The following is a 24881-nucleotide window of genomic DNA, read 5'->3' as shown; positions in this document are numbered from 1 at the left end:
ACACGGGCCGACGCTCACTCCGCCGGGCACTCCGGGTGGAAGTCCTCCAGCCGGATCCTGACATTGCGCAGAGGACTCTCGGAGGGGCCGGCGTCCGGGTTCCACTCGCTGACGATGACCTCACCCGGCGCCAGCGCCTCCAGCTCCACCCGCGACGCCGATTCCTGCCTGATGCCTTCGATCTTCGGGGAGGTCGAGCCGTCCGGCATGGCGTCGACGATGACGATGTGCTCCGGGTCCGGCGGCTCCGTGAGCGGCTGCTCCGCCCGCCAGGGTGCCCGGGGGTTGCTGAGGTTGACCTCGAATCTGCCGGTCTGCGGCTGATCGGTGACCAGGAGCCCGAGCCGCGGATTCGGCTCACCCCCGAGCAGTTCGCGGCCCTGGACGACACGCACCTCATCCACCCGGAACTGGCAGGCCTCGACGTGGGCGATGATCTCGCCGGCCCCGTTCATCCCGAGGGCCAGGCCGCCACGTGTGTCGTAGTTGCTCGTGTCGACGAGGTTGCCGCACGCGCCCGCCGCGACACCCGTCAGCACGACCACCCCCGCGAGGACCGTGCCTGCCCGGCCTGTCCGCGTCACCCTCACCATGCCCCCACGCTACCCCGCAGTTCACGATGGCTTTCCGGACAAATGTAACGAAACAATCTCGACGAGCGACACTAGGAGTGACCGGGTTTTCTCCATTCCGGTTGAATCCATCACGCAAGTGAATATTGTTGGGTATCGAAACTACCGTTACCCAAGTTGCGTTTGTGACTGACGCGCCGCAGGGCCCTCCGTGACATCCGCGACATCGCCCCGAGATCACCCGGAAGAGAGCCAGTCAGTGGGACACACCGCACGGACCACCATGATGAGGACGATTGCCGTCACCACCGCCATCGCACTCACCGTGGTCGGCATGGTCGGCGCAGTGGGACTGAACGCCCCCGCCGCACAGGCCGCCCCCTTCCCCGATCTCTCCAGCCACAACCCACTTGACGAGCTCGGTCGCCCGACGCCGCGGACCCAGGAGGAGATCCGCTCCTTCGCCAACCAGCCGTGGATGCCGGCCGACCTGCGCAACGCCCTGCTCTCGGGACTGGCCTTCGCCGCCGGCGTCAACGGCGACGGGGGCCCGGAGCTGCCGGACAACGCCCCGCGGTTCACCCAGTTCTACTGGCCGACCGTCTCGGGCTCCTGCATCGGCGGCGAGCTCGACGCCGTCGGCTCGGCCATCGCCGTCCCCGGCCCCGCCGAGATCCCGGCCCCGGGTGCGGCCGACGGCCAGATGGCCTTCGTCTTCACCGCACTGGGCACTGCACCGGCCACCCCGGAGCAGGGTGGCATGACCGTCAACTGGGCGAACATCAACACGCTGCGCACGGGTGCGACGCCGCTGGGCAACCACGGCATCAACCCCGATGGACCGGCCACCCTCTCGGGTGCCGCCGACACCGGCCACGGCACCGTCGTGGCCGTCGTCTCCGGCACCGTCCACACCGAGGACGGGCCGTGCACGTTCATCCCCACAGCTGCGATCATCGATGCGAGGTAACAGTCATGACTGCTGATCTGCACCCGGTCAAGGAGGAGACCTTCAACACCTCCGACCGGATCAACATCGACCCGAAGGGCCACCTCCGCGCGGTGGACACCTACCGGGTCACCGACTTCGGCCTGTACATGGCGCGCGGCGCCAACCATCCCCGTTTCGGCTACCTGGAGTCCTGGCTGCTGCCGAAGCTCGGCCTGCGCGCCAACATCTTCCACTTCCGCGAGGGTGTCGACGAGCGCCAGGACTTCTACTTCGACGTCGCCGACATCCACGTCCGGGACGACGTGTGGTCCACCCGTGACCTCTACGTCGACCTCGTGTCCGTCACCGGCGAGCCGATCGACGTGCAGGACATCGACGAGCTGGCCGCCGCCACCTCCGCCGGCCTCATCACCGCCGAGGACGCCGAGCGGGCCATCGACACGACGCTGACCGCCGTGGAGGGCATCACCCGCCACCAGGACGACGCCATGGAGTGGCTGCGCACCCTGGGCATCGAACTGACCTGGGCCGAGAACGTCACGCTGGTCCCCGCGGAGTAATCCGAATAGTTACCACATTGTTGTGATCTGGCGCACTTTTGGTGGGTAGGTTGGGGTTATCACCCACCTACGAACGAAAGGAACGTGCCATGAGCACCGACAACACCGGCAAGAAGGGCCACACCTGGGAGTTCCCGGAGGACAAGCCGTTCACCCACAACCACCCCGAGGACGTCGGCAAGAGCACCCCGGAGCAGCGCGAGGAGCTGCCCGAGGAGTGGGGCCAGGAGTCCTTCCCCGCCAGTGACCCGCCCGCGAACTACTGACCCGCAGGCAGGGTTGTGGCATGAACGACAACGTGACGATCTACCACAACCCACGCTGCTCCAAGTCCCGCCAGGCGCTGGAGTACCTGCGGGAACGCGACATCGAACCCGAGGTCATCCGATACCTGGAGGACACGCCGGACGTCGAGAAGCTCAGGGAGCTTGTCGACGCCGCCGGGATCACCGTCCACGACGCCATCCGCACCCGCGAGGCGGAGTACCGGGAGCTGGGACTCTCACCGGACACGCCCGAGGATGCGCTGCTGGCCGCGATGGCCGCACACCCGCGCCTCATCGAGCGTCCGTTCGTGGTCACCTCGAAGGGCACCCGCATCGCGCGCCCGACCGAGGCCATCGACGAGATTCTCTAGTATCTGACCAGCCGAAACCCATCACATGCTTGAAATGTGATGGGTTTTCCCGTTTCCTCGGCAGTACACGGTACGACACCCACGACACGAGGAGAACCCCATGAAGATCGCCATCGTCGGAGCCACCGGCAACCACGGCACCGCCGCCCTCCGCGCCCTGCACGCCACGCCCGAGGTCACCGGCCTCGTCGGCATCGCCCGGCGGCTACCCGAGCAGGACCACCCGCCCTACGACGGGGTCGAGTGGCACTCCATCGACATCGCCGCCGCCTCCACCCACGACGACGCCGTCGCCTCCCTGGTCGAGGCCTTCCAGGGTGTCGACGCCGTCATCCACCTCGCCTGGCTCATCCAGCCCAACGACCGCCGCGAACTGCTGCGCCGCGTCAACGTCGAGGGCACCCGGCGCGTCGCCGAGGCCGTCGCGCAGGCCGGCGTCCCCCACCTGGTGGTCACCTCCAGCGTGGGCGCCTACTCCCCCGACGAGGCCCGCGGGGAGGGTGGACAACCGCCGTTTCGCGACGAGTCCTGGCCCACCGGCGGCATCGAGAGCTCGCACTACAGCGTCGACAAGGCCGCCCAGGAGCAGGTGCTCGACGAATTCGAGGCCGCCCACCCGGACGTCACCGTCACCCGCCTGCGCCCCGGCCTGACCTTCCAGGGCGACGCCGGCGCCGAGATCCACCGCTACTTCCTCGGCAACCTCGTCCCCCTGCAGGCGCTGCGGGCGGGCCGGCCGCCGGCTCTGCCGGTGCCGAAGGGGATCCTCCTCCAGGCCGTCCACGCCGACGACCTGGGCCGCGCCTACGTCGCGGCGGTGCTGAAGAAGATCGGCGGGGCGTTCAACGTCTGCGCCGACGACGTCCTCGGGCCGCAGGAACTCGCCGACATCGTCGACCACGGCCGCTACCTGGAGCTGCCGCCCGCCGTCGTGCGCGCCGGACTGGTCGCCGCCCACAAGTCCGGCACCGTCCCCGCCGACGCCGGCTGGCTGGACATGGGCATGGAGGTCCCGCTCATGGACAACTCCCGCGCCGCCTCCGAACTGGGCTGGCGCCCGGAGATCTCCGCCGCCGACGCCTTCGCCGAGCTTCTCGACGGCATGATCGAGGGCCGCGGCCTGCCCTCTCCCCCGCTGCGTCCGCGCGACAAGGACGAGCTGCTCCACCAGGCCGTCGGCGAGCAGGCCGGGGAAGGTGCCGATGCCGGCAGCGGCGACGCCTCCGGCGGGGAGGAGAAGATCCCGGACCACTACACGAAGGACCTGCTCGAGCTCTACCTCTCCGACCACCTCACCGGCGCCACCGCCGGCGTCAACCGCATCGAGCGGATGGCCGCGGACTACGTGGACACCCCCATGTTCTCCGAGCTGTCCACCGTCGCCGATGAGATCCGCTCCGACCGCGAGCTGCTGCGCAACGTCATCGAGGACCTCGGCCTCGCCCGCAAGCCCTACCGCCAGGCCGTCGCCTGGGTCGGCGAGCGGGTCGGCCGCCTCAAGCTCAACGGCCGCGTCCTCGAACGCTCCCCCATGACGATGCTCCTCGAGGCCGAGCTCATGCGCTCCGCGGTGAGCGGCAAGCTGGGCGGCTGGGAGACCCTGCGCGAACACGCGGAGGGACTGCAGCTCGACCCGCAGGTCTTCGACGACCTCATCGCCTCCTCCCGCCGCCAGCTGGAGACCCTGGAGCGCGTCCACGCCTACGCACGCGAGCGGGCGCTGCGCGACGACCGCGACACCTTCTGGGACTGATGAGCCATGAGGGGACGCACCGGCAGCCTCCGTCACGACAAGTCCGACAAGAATCACGACGGCTGCATCACAGTCGTCCCCGACCCTGAGGAGCAACCATGACCACCCCACTGTGGCGGGACGTCACCGCCGAGATACCCCTCACCGCCCTACCCTCCGGACTGCGTGTCGACGTCGCCGTCGTCGGCGCCGGATTCACCGGCCTGCACACCGCGCTGCTGCTGGCCCGCGCCGGGCTGCGGGTGGCCGTCGTCGAGGCCCGGCGCGTCGGTGCCGGGGCCAGCGGAGCGACCACCGCGAAAGCCACGTTGCTGCAGCGCACGCGGCTGAGTGACATCGCCGACCGCCACGGCCGGGACGCGGCCGCCGCGTACCTGGCCGCCAACGACTTCGGCCTGGAGTGGATGGCCGGATTCTGCCGCGACCACGACGTGCCCGTCGAACGCACCCGGGCGGTGACGTTCTCCACCACCGACGACGGGGCGGAGGCCGTGCGCCGGGAGTACGCGACGGCCCGGGACCTGGGCCTGCCCGTCGAGCTCATCGAGCATCCGGCGGAGGAGTTCGCCACCCACCTGGCGGTGGCGCTGCCGGACATGCTGCAGCTCGACCCCGCTGACCTGCTCGTGGCGCTGGGCCGGGCGGTCGTCGACGCCGGCGGCAGCATCCACGACCACACCCGGGTGACCGGGCTGGACTCCGGCGCCGACGGCGTCACCGTGGAGACCACCGCGGGCACCCTGCACGCCGGGAAGGTGGTGCTGGCCACGGCCTCCCCGATTCTCGACCACGGCCGCACCACCATGTCCCTGGCCGCGCAGCGCTCCTACCTGTGCGCCTACCGGGCACCCGGCCCCCTGCCGGAGGGGATGTTCATCAGCGCCGAGGAGCCGACCATCTCACTGCGCACGGCCCGGGTCGACGGGGACGAGTGGCTGCTCGTCGGCGGCCAGGGTCACCCCACCGGCCAGGAGGCGGACACCGGTGCCCGCCTGGCGGACCTCGACGCCTGGGCCGACCACCACGTCCCCGGCGCCCGACGCACCCACGCCTGGTCGGCGCAGGACTACCACCCGGTGTCGATGCTGCCGGTCGTCGAGAAGCTCAGCTGGGGTGGGGACCGCGTGTTCTTCGCCGGCGGCTACAGCAAGTGGGGCCTGGCCGCGGCCCCCGCGGCGGCGCACATCGTCGCCGACCTCGTTGCAGGCCGGGAGCCGACCCTGACGTTCGGCAGCCCCTCGGTGGCCGCCACCGCGGCCACCACGGCGTCCACGCTGACGAAGGCAGCCACCGCCGCCGCCGGACACCTGGCGGGGGCGCTGACGGGCGAGCCCACGCGGGGCCCGGACGACAGCAGCGTCCTCGACGAGGGTGAGGCGGCCACCGGCCGCGCCGGGGTGCGCCCGGTGGGCGAGTCGGTGGTCGACGGTCGCACCTGCCGGGTCAGCCTCCTGTGCACGCACATGGGCGGGCTGCTGGAGTGGAACGAGGTGGAGCAGTCCTGGGACTGTCCCCTGCACGGCTCGCGTTTCGCCGCCGACGGGACGGTGCTCGAGGGTCCGGCGGTCAAGGACCTGCCACAGGTGGAGTGAAATGAGTACACTTGCATATGTGGTACCCGTCACACTTCACGAAAGGACCCTCCCATGAACACCGACCCGAAGAACCCCGACCTCGACGACACCCGTTTCGCCGAGGAGACCGACCCCGGACACCCGGACAACACCGACACTGAGAACCCCGGCAAGGGTGACAAGGCCAGCGAGGAGGAGCTGGTGGAGCAGTTCGAGGAGGAGTCCTTCCCCGCCTCCGATCCACCCGCCAACTACTAGGCCATGACCGCCGACCAGATCGCCGCGCTCGCCCGCGGGCACGGCTACACGGTGGCGGTGGCGGAATCACTCACCGGCGGCTCCCTGGCCGCCGAACTCGCCGCCGCGGACGACTCCTCGGAGTGGTTCGCCGGCGGTGTCGTCGCCTACCAGACCCGGACTAAACAACGCGTCCTCGGCGTCGCCCCCGACTGCCCCGTCATCTCCGCGGAATGCGTCTCGACGATGGCCGCCTCCCTCACCGACCTCATGGGGGCGGACGCCGTCATCGCGATCAGCGGCGCCGGCGGCCCCGCCGGACAGGCGGGTCAACCACCGGGCACCGTCGTCATCGCGACGCTGGTGCGGGGACGGGAGAGCGTCGAGGAGCACTGTTTCCCGGGCACGCCCGGGCAGGTGCTCGCCGCCGCCCGCGCGCACGCCCTACGCCAGCTCGCCGCGCAGATGCGCGGCTGAACCGGCCTCCCCTACTCGACGAGCCCCAGGTTCTCACCCGTGCCGAGCTCGATGTTGAGGCCCGGGACGGAGTTGATGAGGTCGCGGGTGTACTCCTCCTTCGGGTCGGCGAACACCTCGTCGGAGGTGCCCTGCTCGACGATCGCACCCTGCTTCATCACCACGATGTCGTCGGCGGTCTGCCGGACCACCGCGAGGTCGTGGGTGATGAACAGGTAGGACAGGTCGAGCTCCTCCTGCAGTTCGGCGAGCAGGCGGATGATCTGGTTCTGCACGAGCACGTCGAGGGCGGAGACCGCCTCGTCGAGCACCAGCACCTCCGGCCGCAGCGCCAGGGCGCGCGCGATGGCGATGCGCTGGCGCTGACCGCCGGAGAGCTCGTTGGGGAAACGGCGCATGGCGGAACGCGGCATGGCCACCATGTCAAGCAGTTCGGCGACGCGCGCCTCCCGCTCCTTGCGGCTGCCCACCCCGTGCAGGGCCAGCGGCTCCTCGATGCACCGGTAGATGGAGAACATCGGGTCGAGTGAGCCGTAGGGGTTCTGGAACACGACCTGCATCTTGCGGCGCATGTCGAACAATTCCTTGTTGCTCAGCGTCGACAGGTCGGTGCCCTTGTAGAACACCTTGCCGCTGGTCGGGTCGAGCAGGTTGAGCACCATGTTCGCCACCGTCGACTTGCCGGACCCGGACTCCCCCACCAGGGCGAGTGTCGTGCCCTTGCGGACGGTGAAGGAGACGTCGTCGACGGCCTTGTTCTCACCGAAGATCTTGGTGAGGTTCTCCACGCGGATGACCTCCTCCTGCTTCCCCTCACGGCCGTGGGCGACCAGCTCGGTCGACTCCACGCCGGCGGCCAGCGCCGACTGGATGCGGGCGGAGGCCAGCGAGGGCGCCGCCTTCACCAGGCGACGGGTGTAGGGGTGCTGCGGGTCGCGGAGGATCTGCAGGCTGGGGCCGGACTCGACGATGCGGCCCCGGTGCATGACCACCAGGTGCTCGGCGCGCTCGGCGGCCAGGCCGAGGTCGTGGGTGATGAACAGCACGGCGGTGCCGAGTTCCTCGGTGAGACCCTCGAGGTGGTCGAGGATGCGCTTCTGCACGGTGACGTCCAGCGCCGAGGTCGGCTCATCGGCGATGAGCAGCTTCGGGCGGGCCGCCAGGCCGATGGCGATGAGCGCGCGCTGGCGCATGCCTCCGGAATACTCGTGCGGGTACTGGCGGGCGCGGCGCTGGGCGTCGGGCAGCCCGGCCTCCTCCAGCAGCTCGGCGACGCGGTCCCCGACGGCAGAACCCTTGACCACGTTGTTGGCGCGCAGGGACTCGGCGACCTGCGTGCCCACGCGCCACACCGGGTTGAGGTTGGACATCGGGTCCTGCGGGACCAGGCCGATCTCGGAGCCGCGGTACTTCTGCATCTCCTTGCCGTTGAGCCCGGTGATGTCCTCGCCGTTGAAGAGGATCTGCCCGCCGGTGACCTTGCCGGTGCCCGGCAGCAGGCCGAGGATCGACATGGCGGCGGTGGACTTGCCGGAGCCGGACTCGCCGACGATGGCGACGGACTGCCCCGGGTAGATGGTCATGTCGATGCCGCGGACGGCCTCGACGACGCCGGTGGAGGAGGTGAAGGAGATCTTCACGTCCTTCATCTCGAGCAGCGGGGTCTGGGTGGTCATCGCTTCCTCGCCTTCGGGTCGAGGGCGTCACGCACGACGTCGCCGAGCATGATGAAGCTCAGGACGGTGAGCGCGAGCGCCATGGCCGGGTAGAACAGGACCATCGGTTTGGTGCGCAGGGAGGCCTGCGCGGCGGAGATGTCCCCGCCCCAGGACACGATCGTCGGCGGGAGGCCGATGCCCAGGAAGGACAGGGTGGCCTCCGCGACGATGAAGGTGCCCAGCGCCACGGTGGCGTACACGATGATCGGGGCGGCCGCGTTGGGCATGATGTGGCTGGAGAGGATCTTCATTCTCGACGCCCCGAGTGCCCGGGCGGCGGTGACGTACTCCTCGTTCTTCACGCTCATCACCGCACCGCGGGTGATGCGGGCGATGTTCGTCCAGCCGAACAGCCCCAGGACCAGCACCACGGTGAGGATGGTGCGGTAGTCCTTGAACATCTGCATCACGACGATGGCGGCGAGCACCAGCGGGATCGCGAAGAAGATGTCCGTGAGGCGGGAGAGCAGCGTGTCCAGGATGCCGCCGAAGAAGCCGGCGAGGGCACCGATGGCCGTGCCGATGAGGACCACCAGCGCGGTGGTGAGGATGCCCACCGCCACCGAGGCGCGGGCGCCGTAGATGGTGCGGGCGTAGATGTCGCAGCCCTGCCGGTCGAAGCCGAAGGGGTGGCCCGGCTGCGGGTCCGCCAGGGAGTTGGACAGGGTGCAGGCGCGCGGGTCGATGGACGTGAACAGCTGCGGGAACAGCGATATGAGCACGGCCACGAGGATGAGCAGGGCCGAGACCCAGAACAGCGGGCGGCGGCGCAGGTTGCGCCACGCCTCGCCCCACATGGAGGAGGGGGCGGACTCGTCGGCGACGGCGTCGACGGCCCCGAGGCCGGTCTCGTCGGTCTCGGCGATGTAGTGGTCCTGGCCGGGGCGGAGCTGCAGCTTGCTCTCCGCGAGGATGTCGTCCTCGCCGGCCGGGTTGGCGACGTTGCGGTTGATGTCAGGCATAGCGGATCCTCGGGTCGAGCACGGCGTAGATCAGGTCCACGACGAGGTTGGCGACGATGTAGACGATGACGAGCACCGTGGTGAAGGACACCACCGTCGTCGGTTCGCCCTTGATGATCGCCTGGTAGATGGTGCCGCCGACACCGTTGATGGCGAAGATGCCCTCGGTGACGATGGCGCCGCCCATGAGCGCGCCCAGGTCCGCACCGAGGAAGGTGGCGACGGGGATGAGCGAGTTGCGCAGCACGTGACGGCTCATGACCTGCCCGCCGGACAGCCCCTTGGCGCGGGCGGTGCGCACGTAGTCGGCGCGGAGATTCTCGCTCACCGACTGGCGCGTCAGGCGCAGGACGTAGGCGAAGGACACGGCGCCGAGCACCACCGCGGGCATGAGCAGTGCGGTGAACGTCTCCCGCGAGCCCACGGTGACGGGGAGTATCCCCCATTTCACGCCGACGAGGAACTGCAGGACGAAACCGATGACGAAGCTGGGCACGGCGATGACGATCAGCGACATGACCAGGACGGTGGAGTCGAAGATGCCGCCGCGGCGCACGCCGGCGATGACGCCGAAGATGATGCCGAAGAAGGCCTCGAAGACGAGTGCCATGACGGCCAGTTTGATGGTCACCGGGAAGGCCCGGGCCATGACGTCGGCGACGGGTTGTCCCGAGAAGGTGGTTCCGAAGTCGAGGGTGAGGATTCCCTTGAGGTAGAGCAGGTACTGGACGATGAAGGGTTTGTCCAGGTTGTACTCCGCCTCGATGCGGGCGCGGGCGGCCTCGGACAGGCCGCGGTCACCGCCCAGCGCCTGGACCGGGTCGCCGGGCATGAGGAAGACGAGTGCGTAGATGAGGAGGGTGGCCCCGAAGAACACGGGGATCATCTGGAGCAGTCGTCGCCCGATGTAGCGCAACATAACTATTCCTTGTGGGTGTGATGGTGGCATTCAGGCAGATACCCGCGTGACGCACCAGGCGTCACGCGGGTATCGGTTGTCACGGTGAACCGCCGACGCTAGTTCTTCGTGATGTTGTAGTACAGCGGCTGGTCCTTCCAGGAGAACACGACGTTCTCGACGTGCTCACTGGAACCACCGGTCAGGTTGGAGTACCACAGCGGGATGGCCGGCAGATCCTGGAAGAGGATCTCCTGGGCCTCGTTGTAGATGCGGGAGGCGTCCTCCGGGGTCTCCGCGGCCGCGGCCTCGGCGAGCTTGGCGTCGAAGTCCGGGTTGGAGTAGTCACCGTCATTGGAGCCGGCGCCGGTGCCGTAGAGCGGGCCGAGGAAGTTACCCTGCGACGGGTAGTCGGCCTGCCAGCCGGTGCGGAAGGCACCCTGGATGGTGCGGCCGGTGACGTCGTCACGCAGGGACTTGAAGTCCGGGTACGGGTTGCCCACGGCCTCGATGCCGAGGGTGTTGCGGATGGAGTTGACCACCGCGTCGACCCAGGCCTGGTGGCCACCGTCGGCGTTGTAGGAGAGGGTGAACTCGCCGGTGAACGGGGAGATCTCGTCGGCCTGGGCCCACAGGTCCTTCGCCTTCTCCGGGTCGTAGTCGAGGACGTCGTTGCCCACGATGTCACCGTCGTAGCCCGGCAGGACCGGGGAGGTGAAGTCGGTGGCCGGGGTGCGGGTGCCCTGGAAGATGGCCTCGGTGACCTCGGCGCGGTTGATGGCGTGGGAGATCGCCTGGCGACGCAGCTTGCCCTCCTCGCCGCCCCAGTGCTCGACGCGCTCCGGGATGGTGAAGGACTGGAAGATGGCGGAGGCCTGGTTGGCGGCGCGGTCACCGAGCTCGTTCTCGAAGGTGGCGAACGCGGAGTCCGGGATGGCGTCCAGGACGTCGAGGTTGCCGGCCAGGAGGTCGTTGTAGGCGGCGTCCTGCTGGGCGTAGAAGACGAACTTGATGCCGTCGTTCTGCGGGGTGCGCTCGCCCTGGTAGTTCTCGTTCGGGACGATGGTGGCGTCCTGGTTGTGGTTCCACTCGAGCAGCTTGTAGGGGCCGTTGCCGTTGGGCTTCTCACCGAAGCCGGCCTCGTCCTCGCGGGCCTCGTCGGGCAGCGGGTAGAAGGCGGAGTAGCCCAGGCGCATCGGGAAGTCGGCCTCGGGCTGGTTCAGCTCGATGGTGAAGGTCTTGTCGTCGATGACCTCGAGGCCCTCCATGGACTCCTTGCCCTCCTCGTAGCCGAGGATCGGCTCGAAGAAGTAGGCGGAGAGGTGGGAGTTGGCCACGGCGTGGTTCCAGGTGTCCACGAAGTGCTGGGCGGTGATCTCGGTGCCGTCGGCGAAGGTCCAGCCGTCCTTGAGGGTGACGCGGTAGCTCTTCTCCCCCTCGGGCTCGATGGACTCGGCCATCTCGTTGTGGATCTCACCGTCGGCGTCGTAGTAGACGAGGCCGGAGTAGATCATGTCGACGATGCGTCCGCCGCCCACCTCGTTGGTGTTCGAGGGAATGAGCGGGTTCTGCGGCTCGGTGCCGTTGGCGAGGATGTACTTGTCCCCGCCGGAGCCGCCGGCGGCTCCGTTGTCCCCGGAATCGGTACAGGCGACCAGGCCGAACCCGAGTGTGGTGGCTGCGAGTAGGGCCAGAGTCTTCTTGCTGAGTGTCATGTGGTGGACCTCCAGTGTGAAAGGACTTAATCTTCTGTTCACGCTACCGCGTGACGTCCATCACCCCCCACTTGTGATGAGACTGTGACCACAAGGTTACGCACACGCCATGAACTAGTGTCACCTTTCCGGCTGCTCAGGGGGTTATCAGCCGGTGCTCAGCCCCCGGCCACCGCCACCCCCGACGTCACCCCCCGCCCGATCGGACCCCTGCTCCATGCCGAGACTCTGTGGGATTTCCTCACCAGGTCAACGCAAAGTCCACCGGAACAGCACCGTGCTCGGCGTAGAACGCCTCCTCCTGCGCCGCCCACATCTCCCAGAAACGTCCGTAGCCGGTGTCGCGGCGCAGGGCACGGACGCGGCGGACGTCCACGGGGGCGTCGATACGCACGCTGAGCACCTCGCCCAGCTCCCGCGCAGCGCTTATCGACGCCGCCGTCACCGCCCCCACCCCCTCCACGATGAGCGACTCCCGCGGGTCCAGCGCCACCCACTCCCCCGGGGCGTCGGCCTCCCAGTCCCAGCGTCGGTAGCCGGGTCGCGTCGGGTGCAGCACGTCCTCGACCACCATGCGGGAGGCCTCCGCCAGCCCGGACCAGCCCGGGTAGAAGTCGTCGAGGTGAACCACCCGCAGGCCCGTGCGCCGCCCCACGGCAGTGGCGAAGGTGGTCTTGCCGGCCCCGGAGGGACCGTCGACGAGCACCGTCAGGCGTGTCACGCCACGCCCAGGAAACGGAAGGAACCGACCGCCACCGCGATGCCGATGGCCGCCACGGAGGCGACGAGGCACACGGACATGACGACCCAGTCGCGGCCCGAGAGCGTCGACTCCCGCGCCCACGTGCGGCCGTGCTCGGCGACGCGGTTGAAGCCCCGGGCCTCCATCGCGGTGGCCAGCTTGGTGCCGCGCCGCAGAGAGAGCACGAGCAGGCCGAAGGCGAGCGTGAGGAAGTGACGGATGCGCCCCTGGTCGGCGATGCCCCGGGCCCGGCGGGCGCGGCGCATGGAGTCGAGGTCGTCGCGGAACAGGGAGACCAGGCGGGTCGCCGCCACCGCCCCCAGCACGAAACGGGCGGGCAGACGCAGCACCTGCGCCAGGCCGTCGCCGAGGTCCGTGGGGTCGACGTCCGCCGACAGGACGACGACCGGCAGCCCCACCGCCAGCACACGCACGAAGATCGCCGCCGCCAGCTGCAGGGAGTTGTCCGTCACGTGGATGAGCAGGAAGTGGAGGTACGTCTCCCCCTCCGGGCGGCCGTAGAGCGCCATGGGGACCGCCGCCAACGGCGCGGCCAGCAGGATCGGCCAGCCGCGCCGCAGCAGCCGGCCCCAGCTCACCCCGCACAACGGGGCCGCGAGCAGCGTGAAGCCCAGCGCCACCGCCGCGGAGACGATGTCCACCGACAGCAGCAGCGGCGTGGTCAGCAGGATGAGGGCCAGGATGCGGGTGACCGGGTTGATGCCGGCGAGCAGATTCATCGGACCTCCACGAGATGGTCGCCGAGGGCGTGGGCGTAGAGCTCGTCATGGGTGATCGACGCGACGGTCACGCCGCGGTCGGTGAGTTCCCGGACCATGCCGACGAGCTCGACGAAGGTGGTGGGGTCCTGGCCGAAGGTCGGCTCGTCGAGGACGAGCAGCGCGGGGGCGTTGACCAGGGCGGTGGCCACGGAGAGCCGGCGCTTCTCCCCGCCCGACAGGGTGAAGGGGTTGGCGTCGGCGAGGTGGGTGAGGCGGAGGCGGTGCAGGAGGTCGTCGATACGCTCCTGCGGGCCGCCGGACACGGCCATCTCCTCGGCGACGGTGCGGGCGACGAACTGGTGCTCCGGGTCCTGGAAGACGTAGCCCACCCGCTGTGCAAGCTGCCGCGAACTCCAGGCGTGGGGGCTCTTCCGCAGGCCCTGCCGCAGCTCCTCCGCGTAGGTGAGCTCGCCGCCGACGGGGTCGAGAAGCCCGGCCAGCGTCAGCGCGAGCGTCGACTTCCCGGCGCCGTTGGGCCCGGTGATGACCGTCGACGCGCCCTGCGGCAGGTCGAGGGTGCGCGGCGGCCCCCAGATGGTCTGCAGGTCACGGGCGCTGACCAGCGGCGGCGTCCCGGGGGCCACGCCGCGGGCGGCCGGCAGGACCGGCGGGGCGGGCAGGCCGGCGGCGGTGCTCTCGTGGAGGCCGTCCTCGTCGAGGTGGAGGAAACGGTCCATGAGCGGGACCCACAGCTGCGGGCGGTGCTCGACGACGAACAGCGTGGCGTCGGTCTCCGCGGCGACGGCGGTCACCGCCTCGACGACCTCGCGCTGCCCGACGGGGTCGAGGTTGGCGGTGGGCTCGTCGAGGAGGATGAGATCCGCCCCCATGGCGATGACGCCCGCCAGGGCGAGACGCTGCTTCTGCCCGCCGGACAGGTGCCGGGTCGGGTGGTCCAGCGGCAGGTCGAGGCCGACGAGGTCGAGGGCGCGGCGCACGCGCGGCCAGATCTCCTCGCGCGGGATGCGCAGGTTCTCGCAGCCGAAGGCGACGTCGTCGCCGACGCGGGAGGCGATGACCTGGGAGTCGGGGTCCTGCAGGACCATGCCGACCGTCCCGTCGATGGTGAGGGTGCCGGTCTGGTCGCCGTCCTCCTCGTCACCGAGCAGGCCGGCCAGCGCGGCCAGGAGAGTGGACTTGCCTGCGCCGGAACGGCCGGTCAGCAGCACCTTCTCCCCGCGTTCCAGGCGCAGGGAGATGTTCTCCAGCGCCGGGTCCACCCGGGAGGCGTGCCGCCAGCCGAGACCGCGGGCCTCGACGAGTGCAGTCATCTACACGCGCTTCCGTCCGGCCGCGAAACGGTCCAGCGCGCCGGTCCCGGCCAGGGCCTTGACCAACCAGTGGCCGAGGAGCCCCGCGAGGATCACCCCGGAGATCACGCCGCAGGTGAGGTAGATCGAGTTGAAGGCCAGCGACTTCGCGATGTTCGCGCTCGTGAACAGCGAGACCAGGAAGTTGCCCACCGAGGCTCCCGCGCCGGCGAGCATGGCGACGGGGAGGGTGAAACGCCGGTACGCGAAGGCCGCGAAGACGAGCTCCGCGCCGATGCCCTGGGCGATGCCGTGGTAGAGGGTCTCGATGCCCCACTGGTTGCCCAGCAGCGCGGAGACGGCGGCGGCGAGGACCTCGACGAAGATCGCGGCACCCGGCTTCCGGATCACCAGCCCGCCGATGACGCCGCCGAGCAGCCAGATGCCCAGGGCCAGGCCGCCGAAGCCGGGGGTGAGCGCATCCATGGCGGTGGTCCAGGCGAAGCCGATGGAGTTCCACACCCAGAAGATGAGGCCGGTCGCCACGCCGAGGACGGAGGCGATGATGATGTCGATGACGCGCCACGAGGAGCGGGCGCGCGTTCTTGCAGCAGTGGTGGTCACTGGGATCTCCCTAGCGCCGGTATTAACCGGATCAGGTTCGACGGTCCGCCGTTGCGGCATCTCAGCCCGGACTCGCACCGGGCACCCGTGGACGAAAGTGGTCGGGCGTCAGTCTAGCCCAGCGACCCAGCGGGTACCGTCCTGACCTCCGGGACGCTTCCACGCGACCTCCACGTCGGCGTCGCCGGCGAGCTCGACGACGCCGCGCCCGATGAGCCTCTCCAGCTGCTCGAGCTCCGCGGCGGCGCACTCCAGGTGCAGCAGGAGGACCCCGTCGCCGGCGATCATGTCCACCTCGGCGTCGTGCCCCCACGTGAACACGAGGTGCCCGCGGCCTTCCTCGGCATCCCACTCCGTGTGCGCCGTGTCGGCGAAAGTGGAGACCAGGGACCGAGCGTAACGCCCCGGGCGATCACACCTGACCCGGGCAGTGGAGGAAGCCGTCATGTCCGTCACGTTACCCCAGCACCCCCAGCAGAAGGTCATGGAGCCGCACGTCGACGCCCTGCCGGGCCGCCATCCGGCAGATCGCACCGACCTGGGAGTCCAGCTCGTGGGGACGCCCGGCGAGCAGGTCCCGGTGCATCGAACTGGTCGCCGTGGCGGGCATGCGGTCGGCGAACTCCAGGGTGCGTTCGACCACGTCGTCGCTGAGCGGCACCCCGTTCGCGCGGGCCGTGGACTCGACCTCCCGCATGAGCGCCTCCAGCGTCGGCCGCAGCCGGGTGCGCAGCTCCCCGAGCGGGGCCTGCGCCAGCGCCCCGAGCGCCCCGGTGGTGGTCACGTACATGGCCTTCTCCCACACGTCGACGATGATGTCGTCACGTGCGGTGGCGTCGACGCCCGCGGAGTTCAGCGCCGCCACCAGCTTTCCGACGACTCTCTCCTCCCCTCCCACGTCATACGACACAGGGCCCCCGTGGAACTCCACCCGCCCCGGGCCGGTGTGGTGGTAGTAGCCGCGCACGACACCCGGCAGAGTGCGCTCCCACCCCACGACCGCGGCGACGCGGGAGGGCACCTCGACGGAGTTCTGCGTGACGGCGACGTGGGCGCCGGCGGGGAGGGCGTCGAGAAGCGCGGGGAGGTCGGTCGCGGCGGTGACCTTCACCGCCAGCAGGACGACGTCGACGGGGCCGGCCTCGGCGAGACTGCCGACGGCGTCCACCGGGATCGGCGGGTCGTCGTTGAGACGCAGCCCCTCGGTGCGCAGCACGTCGAGGGTCTCGCCGCGCGCGATGAACACCACGTCATGCCCCGCCCGCACCAGGGACCCGCCGAACCATCCACCGACCGCACCGACACCCACCACTGCTGTTCTCATGCGACCATTCTAAGGAACGCTCTAGAATGTTCTTATTTCCTCCCTGAAAGGTGCGCACCATGGCCGGTGGACTTCTAGCACTGCTTGACGACGTCGCCCTCATCGCCCGCGCCGCCGCCGCCAGCGTCGATGACGTGGCGGCGGCCGCCGGCAAGACCTCGGTGAAGGCCGCCGGCGTGGTCGTCGACGACGCCGCCGTGACCCCCCGTTACGTCACCGGCATCCAGCCGGCCCGTGAGCTGCCGATGATCTGGCGGATCACCAAGGGCTCACTGGTCAACAAGCTGGTCATCATCCTCCCCGTCGCCCTGCTCCTGTCCTGGCTGGCCCCGTGGGCGCTGACCCCGATCCTCATGCTCGGCGGCACGTACCTGTGCTTCGAGGGCGCCCACAAGGTGCTCCACAAGCTCAAGGGCCACGGCAAGGGCGAGGGGGACACCCACGCGCAGGGTGCAGACAAGACCGCCGCCGACGAGGACAAACTGGTCAAGGGCGCGATCATGACCGACCTGATCCTCTCCGCGGAGATCATGGTCATCTCCCTCAACGAGGTCGCCCACCAGCCGATGGCCTTCCGCGCCGCCGTCCTGGTGGTCGTGGCGATCGGCATCACCGCCCTGGTCTACGGCGCGGTCGGCGTGCTGGTGAAGATGGACGACATCGGCCTCCACATGACCGAACGGGGCGGCCCCGGCGCCGCCTTCGGCCGTGGCCTGGTCACCGCGATGCCGAAGGTGCTGTCCACGATCGCGGTGGTGGGCACATTCGCGATGCTGTGGGTCGGCGGCCACATCATCCTGGTGGGCCTCGCCGAGTTCGGCGTCACCTGGCCCTACGACACGATCCACTCCCTGGAGGTCGCCGCCGGTGGCGGCATCCTCGGCTGGCTGGTCAACACCTTCTTCTCGCTGGTGTTCGGCCTGCTGTGGGGCATGGTGGTCGCCCTCACCGTCGACGGGGTGCAGGCGCTGACCGGCCGGAAGGAAGCGGCGGCGCACTAGCGAGACTCCGACCGGTAGGCGACATCGGCGTCGACTCGTCCCTCGCCAGGGGAAACATCAGGGCGCCGCGCCCAAGTTGTCGCGGCCGGTCAGGAGGAATTCCGGCGCCCCACCGGGCGACCCGCCGCCCGCCACTCGGGGTAGCCCTCCGCGAGCCTCACCGCCTGCAGGCCCGCCTCCCGGAGGCGGGTCACCGCGTGGGCGGCGAAGACGCAGTAGGGGCCGCGGCAGTACGCCACGACCGTCCGGTCGGCGGGCAGCTCCGCGAGGCGGCGGTCGAGGTCGGCGAGAGGGATGTTGACCGCGCCCTCCGCATGGCCGGCGGCGAACTCGGGGGCGGGGCGGACGTCGACAAGCAGGGCGTCACCGGCGCGCTGCAGGTCGTCGAACTCCTCGAAGGAGACCGCACGGACGCCGTCGACCTCGGCGAAGAAGGCGTCGGCGAGGGTGCTGATGTCCGCGATGTGCGACTGCGCCAGCCCCCGGACGGCGAGGTGGAGGTCGGCCACCTCGTCGTCGGCGACGCGGTAGACGCGGGAGGTGCCCTCCGCGCGGCGGGTCACCAGGCCGGCGGCGGCGAGGATCTGCAGGTGGCGGGAGGTGTTGGCCACGGAGGCGGCGACCTGCTGCGAGAGAGACTCGACGGTGCGCTCGCCCTGCAGGAGCACGTCGAGGATCTCGACGCGCTTGGCGTGGCCCAGGGCGGCGCCGATCCGGGCGATGTGGCCGAAGATCTCGTCCTTGAAGGCGCGGGGGTCGCTCGCTTGCGGTGGCATGCCCCTGATTGTACTGTTCAAGCAATTCATTGAATAGTTGAGGAGCCTGGCATGACCCGACCACAACTCGGCCTCCGGCAGAACGCCGCCCAGTTCACCCTGCTCGTGGCCGTCAACGCCCTCGTCGGCGGCATGGTCGGCCAACAGCAGACCACCCTCCCCCTCCTCGCCGAGCAGGTGTTCCACCTCACCGGCTACACCTTCGTCTTCGCCTACGTCGCCGCCTTCGGCATCGCCAAGGCCGCCTCCAACTACGTCGCCGGGGTCCTCTCCGACCGCCACGGCCGCCGCCCCGTCCTCCTCGCAGGCTGGCTCTTCGGCCTCCCCGTGCCCCTGCTCATCATGTGGGCCCCCGCCTGGGAGTGGATCATCGTGGCCAACATCCTCCTCGGCATCAACCAGGGCCTGGCCTGGTCCACCACCGTCACCATGAAGATCGACCTCGTCGGCCCCCGCCAACGGGGCCTGGCGATGGGACTCAACGAGGCCGCCGGCTACCTCGCCGTCGCCCTCACCTCCGCCGCCGCCGGCTGGATCGCCGCCCAGCACGGACTCCGCCCCGCCCCCTTCCTCCTGGGGGTGGCCTACACGGTCATCGCACTTGTCGTGGTCACGCTCTTCGTCCGGGAGACCCGCGGCTTCGTCGCCCTCGAGAGCACCGTCGGCAGCCCCGCCGGGCAACTGTCCGACCGCCGGATCTTCGCCGACGTCAGCTGGCGCGACCCGGCGCTGTCCTCCGCCAGCCTGGCGGGCATGGCCAACAACCTCAACTTCGGCCTCTCCTGGGGCGTCTTCCCCCTCCTCTTCGCTGCCGCCGGCCTGGGACTCCGGGAGATCGGCCTGCTCGTCGCGCTCTACCCGCTGGTATGGGGCGTCGGGCAGCTGGCCACCGGCTGGCTCTCCGACCTCGTGGGACGCAAGCCACTGGTGACGCTCGGCATGTTCCTGCAGGCGGGTGCCCTGGCCCTCATCGCCGCCGCGGACACCATGCCCGGCTGGGCGCTGGGGACGGCGGTGCTCGGCGTAGGCTCCGCCCTGGTCTACCCGGCGCTGCTCGCCGTCATCGGCGACGTCGCCGCCCCCGAGTGGCGGGGCCGGGCCGTGGGCATCTACCGGGTGTGGCGCGACCTGGGCTACACCGCGGGAGCCCTCCTCGGCGGCCTCGTCGCCGACGCCACCTCCCTGACCAGCGCCGTGTGGGTGGCCGCCGGCCTGTCGGCCGCCGCCGGCACCGTGGTGCTCGTCCGGCTGGGCGAGACCCACCCGGAGAAACGCCCCGTCTAGGGTGTCTCGGACCAGGTGTAGACGATGATCCAGGAGTCCGCGGTCCTGCGGAACGCGATCCCCCAGTACGGCGGGGCCCCGTCGACCGGACCCCACGCGTAGTTCGACTGCACGTACTCGTCCGCGGACGCGAACGGGATCTTGTGGAGGACGGTGTGGTTCCTGTCGTCGCCTTCCGAGTACCGCAGGCAGTTCCCGCAGTACGTCCCCTCCGAGTCCCACGGCACCAGGTGCAGGTACGGGACGGTCCAGTCCGCGAACTGCCCGGCCTTGCGGTCGTTGCCGACGGTCCGCTGCGACCCCGGCGAGTGGCGGGTGTTCTCGGCGATGATGATCTGCTCGAAGCTGGTCTCCTGCCCACCGCCGGAGGGGGCGGAGCTGGAGGAGCTGGACTGGGCGAGGGCGATGGGGGCGGTAGGGGCGGTGAGGGAGACGGCGGCGGTGGCCAGGACGGCCGCCAGCGTGGCGACGAGGCGTCGGGGGTGCTTCATGCCACAAAAGTATCTCACCCGTGGCCGTCGCGCTCCCCGAACCGGGAGATTTCCGTCGGGGATACCCTGGGGACCATGTACCGCAGCCGGGCCGTTCTTCTCGCGATGATCCTCCTCGGAGGGGTCGTCGCCGGTCTGGTCGGCGGCGCCATGGCCCGGCTCATCCACTGGTTCCACCACGTCACCGCCTCCGGCCCCCTCCACCCGGTGCTGGCCGCCGCGGCCGGGGGTGTCGTCGCGGGGCTGGGCTGGTGGTGGCTGCGCCGCACACGCCCGGTCCGCAGCGTCGAGGAGTCCGTCACCACCGACACTCCCCTGCCGCTGGGACGCACGCTTCTCGACGCCCTCCTCCAGCTCCTCGCCGTCGGCTCCGGCATCTCCCTGGGACGGGAGCAGGCTCCCCGGCAGTCCGCGGCGGCGCTGCTCGACCGGTTCTCCCGGTGGGCGCACGTCGACGAGGCGCACCGCCGCCTCCTGGTCGCCGCCGCGGCCGGCGCCGGCCTGGCGGCGGTGTACAACGTGCCGCTGGCCGGCGTGCTCTTCACCCTCGAGGCGATGCCGGTCCGCCGCAGCTGGCGGGCGCTGGGCATCGCCACCGTCATGTCCGGGGTGGCGACGGTGACGGCGTGGCCCCTGGTGGGCAACCGTTCCGTCTACCAGCTTCCCGACGCCCCCTTCGACCCCCTCGTCCTCTGGGTGCTGCCCCTGCTGCTGCTCGCCGCGGTGTCCGTGGCCCGGGTGTTCCTGACGATGATGCGGTCCGCGCACGGCTGGAAGGTCGTCGATCCGCGGTGGCTGCCGTTGAGCGTCGGCGCGGCGACGGCCGGCGTGGTCACCGTCTCCCAGTTCCTGCCCGGGGTGACCGGCAACGGCGAGGACATCGTCCGCACCGCCCTCGACCCGGCCACCGCCCTGCCGCTGCTGCTCACGCTGCTGGTGGTCAAGCCGCTGCTCACCGCCGGGTCACTGGGCTCCGGTGCGGTCGGTGGCACGCTGACGCCGGCCCTGGCGGTGGGCGCGGCGCTCGGGGCGGGGGCGGGGGCCCTGTTCGGGGCCGGCCCGGAGACCGTCCCCGTCCTGGCGGTCCTCGGCGCGGCGATGGTGCTCGCGGTCATGCAGCGGGCCCCGCTGTTCGCCGCGGTCATCGCGTGGGAGCTGACGTGGGCACCCCTGTGGACGATCCCGCTGCTGCTGCCCGCGGCCGTCGCCGCCCATCTTCTGGGCAGGCTGAATCCCCGCCGTCTCAGGCGTTGAGCAGGCCCCTCGCCGAGAGCCTCCGGAGTGGGTGGCGGTTGGTGCGGGGTGGTCCCCCGTCGGGTGGGAGGAACACCACTCCGCCGGGTCTTCGTTCGAGGCGGCCGTTGCGGGGTGGGGCGTGGGGGTCGTCGTCGTTCCGGGCATTGTGCACCCTGCAGACCATGGTCAGGTTCTTCACGTTCGTGTCCCCACCCTGCGACCAGGCGGTGAGGTGGTGGACCTCGCACTCGTCCGCCGGGGTGGTGCACTCCGGGCCCTCGCACAGCAGCGACTCCCCGGCCAGCAGGATCCGCTGTTTCGTGCTGGCGGTGCGCCGGGAACGGTAGAGGTCCACCGGCCCCTCCACCGGGTCGTAGAGGCCCACGTAGTGGTGGTCAGCCATGATCTGCTCCACCAGGGCGGTGCCGGTCATCGTGGTGCCGTCGCTGAGGCCGAAGAGCGTGTCGTCGCCCTCCCGGCGCAGCAGCCTGACCCCGTCGGGGACGGTGGCCACCACCAGCGGCACCGGTGGGACAGGTCCTGCCGGGCCGGTGCCGGTGGCGAAGACGGCGTCGAAAAGCGCCTGCTCATGGGACAGACGCGGGTCGGCGCGGCGGAGTTTCTCCGCGGTGGGCCGCAGGTGGGCAAGGAGAGCGGTGATGTGGCGTTCGGGGCCGGTCATGGTGATGGTGCGCAGGCCGAGCGCGTCGGTGTTCTTCCCGCCCTTGACCGAGCGGCGGCCGTAGGCCTTCGTCTCCGCGTCATCAACCGCGCGGTTCAGTTCCCGGACCCGGGCGGCCGCCTGCCGGTCGATCTCGGCGACGGTGCCGCGCAGGGCGCACAGTTCGACGCGCAGCTCCCACGGGGTCACGGCGGCCCCGGGGAGGAGTTTCCGGGTGTGCCTCTCCACGACCCGGAGTGCGTCGAGGGAGAGATCGGCACCGGCGCGCCGGGCCGCCTCCTGCAGACGGCGGTGGCGGGTGGGCCCGAAGTAGACGTCGGCGAGGCGGGTCCAGGAGCCGGCGTCGCGGTAGCCGAGCATGTCGAGCTGCCGGGTGGTCAGGTCCCCGGAGGCGATGGCCTCCAGCACCCGTACGGCCCGGAGAGCCTCCAGCGCGGCGGTGATGTCCATGCCCGGGACGATAGGCGGGGTTGAAGGGGGCGTCGACAGGCGGGATGCCCGGTCTGTGGACAGACCCCCTCCATCCACAGGAACCGGGCATCGGCGAGTCCCGCGTTTGACAACTACATCATCAGCAGCAGTGACGCCGCCATGACCCCCATGCCGGCGATGAGGCCGTAGATCGCGGTGTGGTGCCGGCCGGTGGAGACGGCGGTGGGCAGCAGTTCGTCGAGGCAGATGAAGACCATGATGCCGGCGATCGTCGCGAAGGACAGACCCAGGGTGGCGGGGCCGAGGAAGGGCATGAGCAGCGCGAAACCGATGAGGGCGCCGGCCGGTTCAGCAAGGCCGGAGACGGTGGACCACGTGAAGGCGCGGAGGCGGGAGCCGGTGGCCTGGCGGATCGGGACGGCGACGGCCACGCCCTCGGGGATGTTGTGGATCGCGATGGCCACGGCCACCGGGACCGCCACGGTGAGGTCCTCGAGACCGGCGATGAAGGTGGCGAAGCCCTCCGGGAAGTTGTGGATCGCGATCGCCCCCGCCGTGAACATGCCCATCTTCATCATGCGGCGGCGTTGGGCGGCCTTCTGCGGGTCCTCGCCGATGCCGCGTTCGTGCGGGTTGATCGGCTCGGGCACGAGACGGTCGATGAGCGCGATCACGCCGATGCCCACGAAGAACGCGGCGACCGCGCCCCACGATCCGCCGCGTTCGCCCCAGGCCACGGTGAGCTCCTCGAAGGCCTTCGGCAGGATCTCCATGAAGGAGACGTAGAGCATGACGCCCGTCGAGAAGCCGAGTGCCCCGGCCATGAAACGTCGGCCGGGGTTGTTCTTCATCACGGCGATCAGGCCACCGATGCCCGTCGCCAGACCCGCGAACAGCGTCAGTCCGAAGGCGGTGAGGACGGTGGGGAGATCGTACATGTGACCAGACAATACGCGGTCAGTCGGCGGGTGCTCGACTCGGGGACTCGCCGTCGTCGTCCTCCTTCTCGACGGGCACCGGCGCGCAGCCCCCGGGCCCGCACACGAGCGTCTCGTCCGCGCCCTCCGGCGGGGTAAGGTGGACCAGCTTCTCCAGATTGAACTCCATGCCCCCTTGTTAGCACGGGTACCCTGGGGCGGTATGCACCAGCACTTTGAGATCAAGGTCCCCGGCGGAAAACTGGTCGTCGTGGACGTGGCCACCGATGAGGGGCGCATCACCGACGTCCGGCTCTCCGGCGACTTCTTCCTCGAGCCCGACGAGGCCTACGACGCCTTCGGCCCGGCGCTGACGGGGGCGGCGGTCAGCGAGACGACCGAGGAGCTGCAGTCCCGCCTCGACCGCGCCCTGGCCGGTTTCGAGGATCTCGCCCTCCACGGCTTCAGCACGCGGGACGTCGCCGTCGCCGTGAAACGGGCCGTCTCCGGCGGCACCGACTTCACCGACCACGAGTGGCAGATCATCCGCCCCGGCCCCCTGCCGACGCAGGTCAACGTCGCCCTCGACGAGGTGATGCTCAACCAGGTCGCCGCGGGTGAGCGGGGTCCGACGCTGCGTTTCTGGGAGTGGGAGGACAGGGCGACGGTGATCGGCTCCTACCAGTCCTACGTCAATGAGGTGGACCCGGCGGGCGTCGAGAAGCACGGCATCGAGGTGGTGCGCCGCATCTCCGGTGGCGGCGCGATGTTCATGGAGGGCGGCAACTGCATCACCTACTCCCTGTACGTGCCGGAGTCGCTGGTCGCCGGACTGAGCTACGAGGATTCCTACGCCTACCTCGACCAGTGGGTGCTCGGCGCCCTGGCCCGGCACGGCGTGAACGCCTGGTACGAGCCGATCAACGACATCACCTCCGACGGCGGCAAGATCGGCGGCGCCGCCCAGAAGCGCCGCCGGGGTGCCGTCCTCCACCACGCGACGATGAGCTACGACATCGACGCCGACAAGATGATGGAGGTGCTGCGCATCGGCAAGGTGAAGCTCGCGTCGAAGGGGCTGCGCTCGGCGAAGAAGCGCGTCGACCCGCTGCGCCGGCAGACCGGGGCGTCGCGGGAGGAGATCATCGGGACGATGGCGGCGGAGTTCACCAACCGTTACGGCGCGGAACCGGCCTCGCTCTCCGAGGAGGACCTCGCGGCGGCTCATGCGCTGGTCGCGGAGAAGTTCGGCACGGAGGCGTGGACGCATCACGTACCGTGAGGC

28 protein-coding genes and 1 riboswitch are annotated in these 24881 nt (G+C 70.2%); of the genes, 12 read left to right on the top strand and 16 right to left on the bottom strand.

The genetic code is table 11. The annotated features are described in order from the left end of the window. Window positions 1–14: 14 nt before the first annotated feature. A complete protein-coding gene (locus B842_RS04985) occupies window positions 15–593 on the bottom strand; it encodes a hypothetical protein (protein WP_156119443.1) in 579 nt (192 codons plus the stop codon). 262 nt (window positions 594–855) lie between these two features. On the opposite strand from B842_RS04985, the gene B842_RS04980 reads away from it, so the two are divergent. The 8 genes from B842_RS04980 (at window position 856) to B842_RS04950 (ending at window position 6762) form a co-directional block, all read left to right on the top strand. Further along, window positions 856–1542 carry an Rv1157c family protein gene (locus B842_RS04980; protein WP_156119540.1) on the top strand — a complete coding sequence of 229 codons (687 nt, stop codon included), beginning with the start codon at window positions 856–858 and terminating at the stop codon, window positions 1540–1542. Between the two features lie 5 nt (window positions 1543–1547). Beyond that, window positions 1548–2084, top strand: a complete 537-nt coding sequence (locus B842_RS04975; protein ID WP_040085505.1) for a ribonuclease FAU-1 family protein — start codon at window positions 1548–1550, stop codon at window positions 2082–2084. Window positions 2085–2173: 89 nt separating this feature from the next. After that, the gene (locus tag B842_RS13835) at window positions 2174–2350 is read left to right on the top strand and encodes a hypothetical protein (RefSeq protein WP_169744849.1); all 177 of its coding nucleotides are present in this window, start codon (window positions 2174–2176) and stop codon (window positions 2348–2350) included. A gap of 20 nt (window positions 2351–2370) precedes the next feature. Next, the gene (gene arsC / locus B842_RS04970) at window positions 2371–2721 is read left to right on the top strand and encodes an arsenate reductase (glutaredoxin) (RefSeq protein WP_040085504.1); all 351 of its coding nucleotides are present in this window, start codon (window positions 2371–2373) and stop codon (window positions 2719–2721) included. 100 nt (window positions 2722–2821) lie between these two features. After that, window positions 2822–4474 carry an NAD-dependent epimerase/dehydratase family protein gene (locus tag B842_RS04965; RefSeq protein WP_040085503.1) on the top strand — a complete coding sequence of 551 codons (1653 nt, stop codon included), beginning with the start codon at window positions 2822–2824 and terminating at the stop codon, window positions 4472–4474. Between the two features lie 98 nt (window positions 4475–4572). After that, window positions 4573–6066: an FAD-dependent oxidoreductase gene (locus B842_RS04960; protein WP_040085502.1), complete on the top strand. Its 1494-nt coding sequence runs from the start codon at window positions 4573–4575 to the stop codon at window positions 6064–6066. A gap of 54 nt (window positions 6067–6120) precedes the next feature. Then, the gene (locus B842_RS04955) at window positions 6121–6306 is read left to right on the top strand and encodes a hypothetical protein (protein WP_040085500.1); all 186 of its coding nucleotides are present in this window, start codon (window positions 6121–6123) and stop codon (window positions 6304–6306) included. Between the two features lie 3 nt (window positions 6307–6309). Beyond that, window positions 6310–6762, top strand: a complete 453-nt coding sequence (locus B842_RS04950) for a nicotinamide-nucleotide amidohydrolase family protein (RefSeq protein ID WP_040085499.1) — start codon at window positions 6310–6312, stop codon at window positions 6760–6762. Window positions 6763–6773: 11 nt separating this feature from the next. Here B842_RS04950 and B842_RS04945 read toward each other — a convergent pair whose 3' ends face one another. From B842_RS04945 to B842_RS04900, 10 genes are all read right to left on the bottom strand, one after another. Continuing rightward, window positions 6774–8438 (bottom strand): dipeptide ABC transporter ATP-binding protein, encoded by a 1665-nt coding sequence (locus B842_RS04945; protein ID WP_040085498.1) that lies wholly within the window; start codon window positions 8436–8438, stop codon window positions 6774–6776. Further along, a complete protein-coding gene (locus B842_RS04940) occupies window positions 8435–9442 on the bottom strand; it encodes an ABC transporter permease (RefSeq protein ID WP_040085496.1) in 1008 nt (335 codons plus the stop codon). Before B842_RS04940 ends, B842_RS04945 begins: the two co-directional genes overlap by 4 nt. Further along, window positions 9435–10361, bottom strand: coding sequence for an ABC transporter permease (locus B842_RS04935; RefSeq protein WP_040085495.1), 927 nt, complete (start codon window positions 10359–10361; stop codon window positions 9435–9437). The genes B842_RS04940 and B842_RS04935 overlap by 8 nt, the downstream gene beginning before the upstream one ends. 98 nt (window positions 10362–10459) lie before the next feature. Continuing rightward, window positions 10460–12055: a peptide ABC transporter substrate-binding protein gene (locus B842_RS04930; RefSeq protein WP_040085494.1), complete on the bottom strand. Its 1596-nt coding sequence runs from the start codon at window positions 12053–12055 to the stop codon at window positions 10460–10462. A gap of 241 nt (window positions 12056–12296) precedes the next feature. Next, complete coding sequence (locus B842_RS04925; RefSeq protein ID WP_245631353.1) at window positions 12297–12776, bottom strand: nucleoside/nucleotide kinase family protein; 480 nt, start codon at window positions 12774–12776, stop codon at window positions 12297–12299. Then, window positions 12773–13537 (bottom strand): energy-coupling factor transporter transmembrane component T family protein, encoded by a 765-nt coding sequence (locus B842_RS04920; protein ID WP_040085493.1) that lies wholly within the window; start codon window positions 13535–13537, stop codon window positions 12773–12775. Before B842_RS04920 ends, B842_RS04925 begins: the two co-directional genes overlap by 4 nt. Then, entirely contained in the window at window positions 13534–14850 is a 1317-nt protein-coding gene (locus B842_RS04915; RefSeq protein WP_040085492.1) for an ABC transporter ATP-binding protein, read from the bottom strand. Before B842_RS04915 ends, B842_RS04920 begins: the two co-directional genes overlap by 4 nt. Beyond that, entirely contained in the window at window positions 14851–15453 is a 603-nt protein-coding gene (locus tag B842_RS04910; RefSeq protein ID WP_040085491.1) for an ECF transporter S component, read from the bottom strand. Continuing rightward, window positions 15444–15552, bottom strand: a riboswitch (TPP riboswitch). (Overlaps the previous gene by 10 nt.) Before the next feature lie 9 nt (window positions 15553–15561). Beyond that, the gene (locus B842_RS04905; protein ID WP_040087346.1) at window positions 15562–15900 is read right to left on the bottom strand and encodes a DUF2218 domain-containing protein; all 339 of its coding nucleotides are present in this window, start codon (window positions 15898–15900) and stop codon (window positions 15562–15564) included. A 10-nt stretch (window positions 15901–15910) separates the two neighbouring features. Continuing rightward, on the bottom strand, window positions 15911–16777 hold the full coding sequence (locus B842_RS04900) for a 2-dehydropantoate 2-reductase (protein WP_040085490.1): 867 nt from the start codon (window positions 16775–16777) through the stop codon (window positions 15911–15913). 59 nt (window positions 16778–16836) lie between these two features. On the opposite strand from B842_RS04900, the gene B842_RS04895 reads away from it, so the two are divergent. Next, window positions 16837–17778 carry a DUF808 domain-containing protein gene (locus tag B842_RS04895; RefSeq protein ID WP_040087345.1) on the top strand — a complete coding sequence of 314 codons (942 nt, stop codon included), beginning with the start codon at window positions 16837–16839 and terminating at the stop codon, window positions 17776–17778. A gap of 89 nt (window positions 17779–17867) precedes the next feature. Here the strand turns inward: B842_RS04895 and B842_RS04890 are convergent, their stop codons facing one another. Next, window positions 17868–18554: a metalloregulator ArsR/SmtB family transcription factor gene (locus tag B842_RS04890; RefSeq protein WP_040085489.1), complete on the bottom strand. Its 687-nt coding sequence runs from the start codon at window positions 18552–18554 to the stop codon at window positions 17868–17870. 51 nt (window positions 18555–18605) lie between these two features. Between B842_RS04890 and B842_RS04885 the strand changes: the two genes are divergently transcribed. Then, window positions 18606–19838, top strand: a complete 1233-nt coding sequence (locus B842_RS04885) for an MFS transporter (protein WP_040085488.1) — start codon at window positions 18606–18608, stop codon at window positions 19836–19838. On the opposite strand, the gene B842_RS04880 is transcribed toward B842_RS04885, so the two are convergent. After that, the gene (locus B842_RS04880) at window positions 19835–20329 is read right to left on the bottom strand and encodes a hypothetical protein (protein ID WP_040085487.1); all 495 of its coding nucleotides are present in this window, start codon (window positions 20327–20329) and stop codon (window positions 19835–19837) included. The two genes, B842_RS04885 and B842_RS04880, sit on opposite strands and share 4 nt — an antisense overlap. Before the next feature lie 75 nt (window positions 20330–20404). On the opposite strand from B842_RS04880, the gene B842_RS04875 reads away from it, so the two are divergent. Further along, window positions 20405–21583, top strand: coding sequence for a chloride channel protein (locus B842_RS04875; RefSeq protein ID WP_156119442.1), 1179 nt, complete (start codon window positions 20405–20407; stop codon window positions 21581–21583). Here the strand turns inward: B842_RS04875 and B842_RS04870 are convergent. The 3 genes from B842_RS04870 to B842_RS13665 form a co-directional block, all read right to left on the bottom strand. Beyond that, window positions 21573–22697: an HNH endonuclease signature motif containing protein gene (locus tag B842_RS04870; protein WP_052437757.1), complete on the bottom strand. Its 1125-nt coding sequence runs from the start codon at window positions 22695–22697 to the stop codon at window positions 21573–21575. The two genes, B842_RS04875 and B842_RS04870, sit on opposite strands and share 11 nt — an antisense overlap. A 113-nt stretch (window positions 22698–22810) precedes the next feature. Further along, the gene (gene zupT, locus B842_RS04865) at window positions 22811–23617 is read right to left on the bottom strand and encodes a zinc transporter ZupT (protein ID WP_040085486.1); all 807 of its coding nucleotides are present in this window, start codon (window positions 23615–23617) and stop codon (window positions 22811–22813) included. Window positions 23618–23636: 19 nt separating this feature from the next. Then, the gene (locus B842_RS13665; protein WP_156119441.1) at window positions 23637–23786 is read right to left on the bottom strand and encodes a hypothetical protein; all 150 of its coding nucleotides are present in this window, start codon (window positions 23784–23786) and stop codon (window positions 23637–23639) included. Between the two features lie 33 nt (window positions 23787–23819). Here B842_RS13665 and lplB point away from each other — a divergent pair, with 33 nt between their 5' ends. After that, on the top strand, window positions 23820–24878 hold the full coding sequence (gene lplB / locus B842_RS04860; RefSeq protein ID WP_040085485.1) for a lipoate-protein ligase small subunit: 1059 nt from the start codon (window positions 23820–23822) through the stop codon (window positions 24876–24878). Window positions 24879–24881 lie beyond the last annotated feature (3 nt).

The organism is Corynebacterium humireducens NBRC 106098 = DSM 45392 (assembly GCF_000819445.1).
Taxonomy (GTDB): Bacteria; Actinomycetota; Actinomycetes; order Mycobacteriales; family Mycobacteriaceae; genus Corynebacterium; species Corynebacterium humireducens.
The sequence above is the reverse complement of the archived record's forward strand: the minus strand, read 5'-3'. Positions and strand labels throughout refer to the sequence as shown.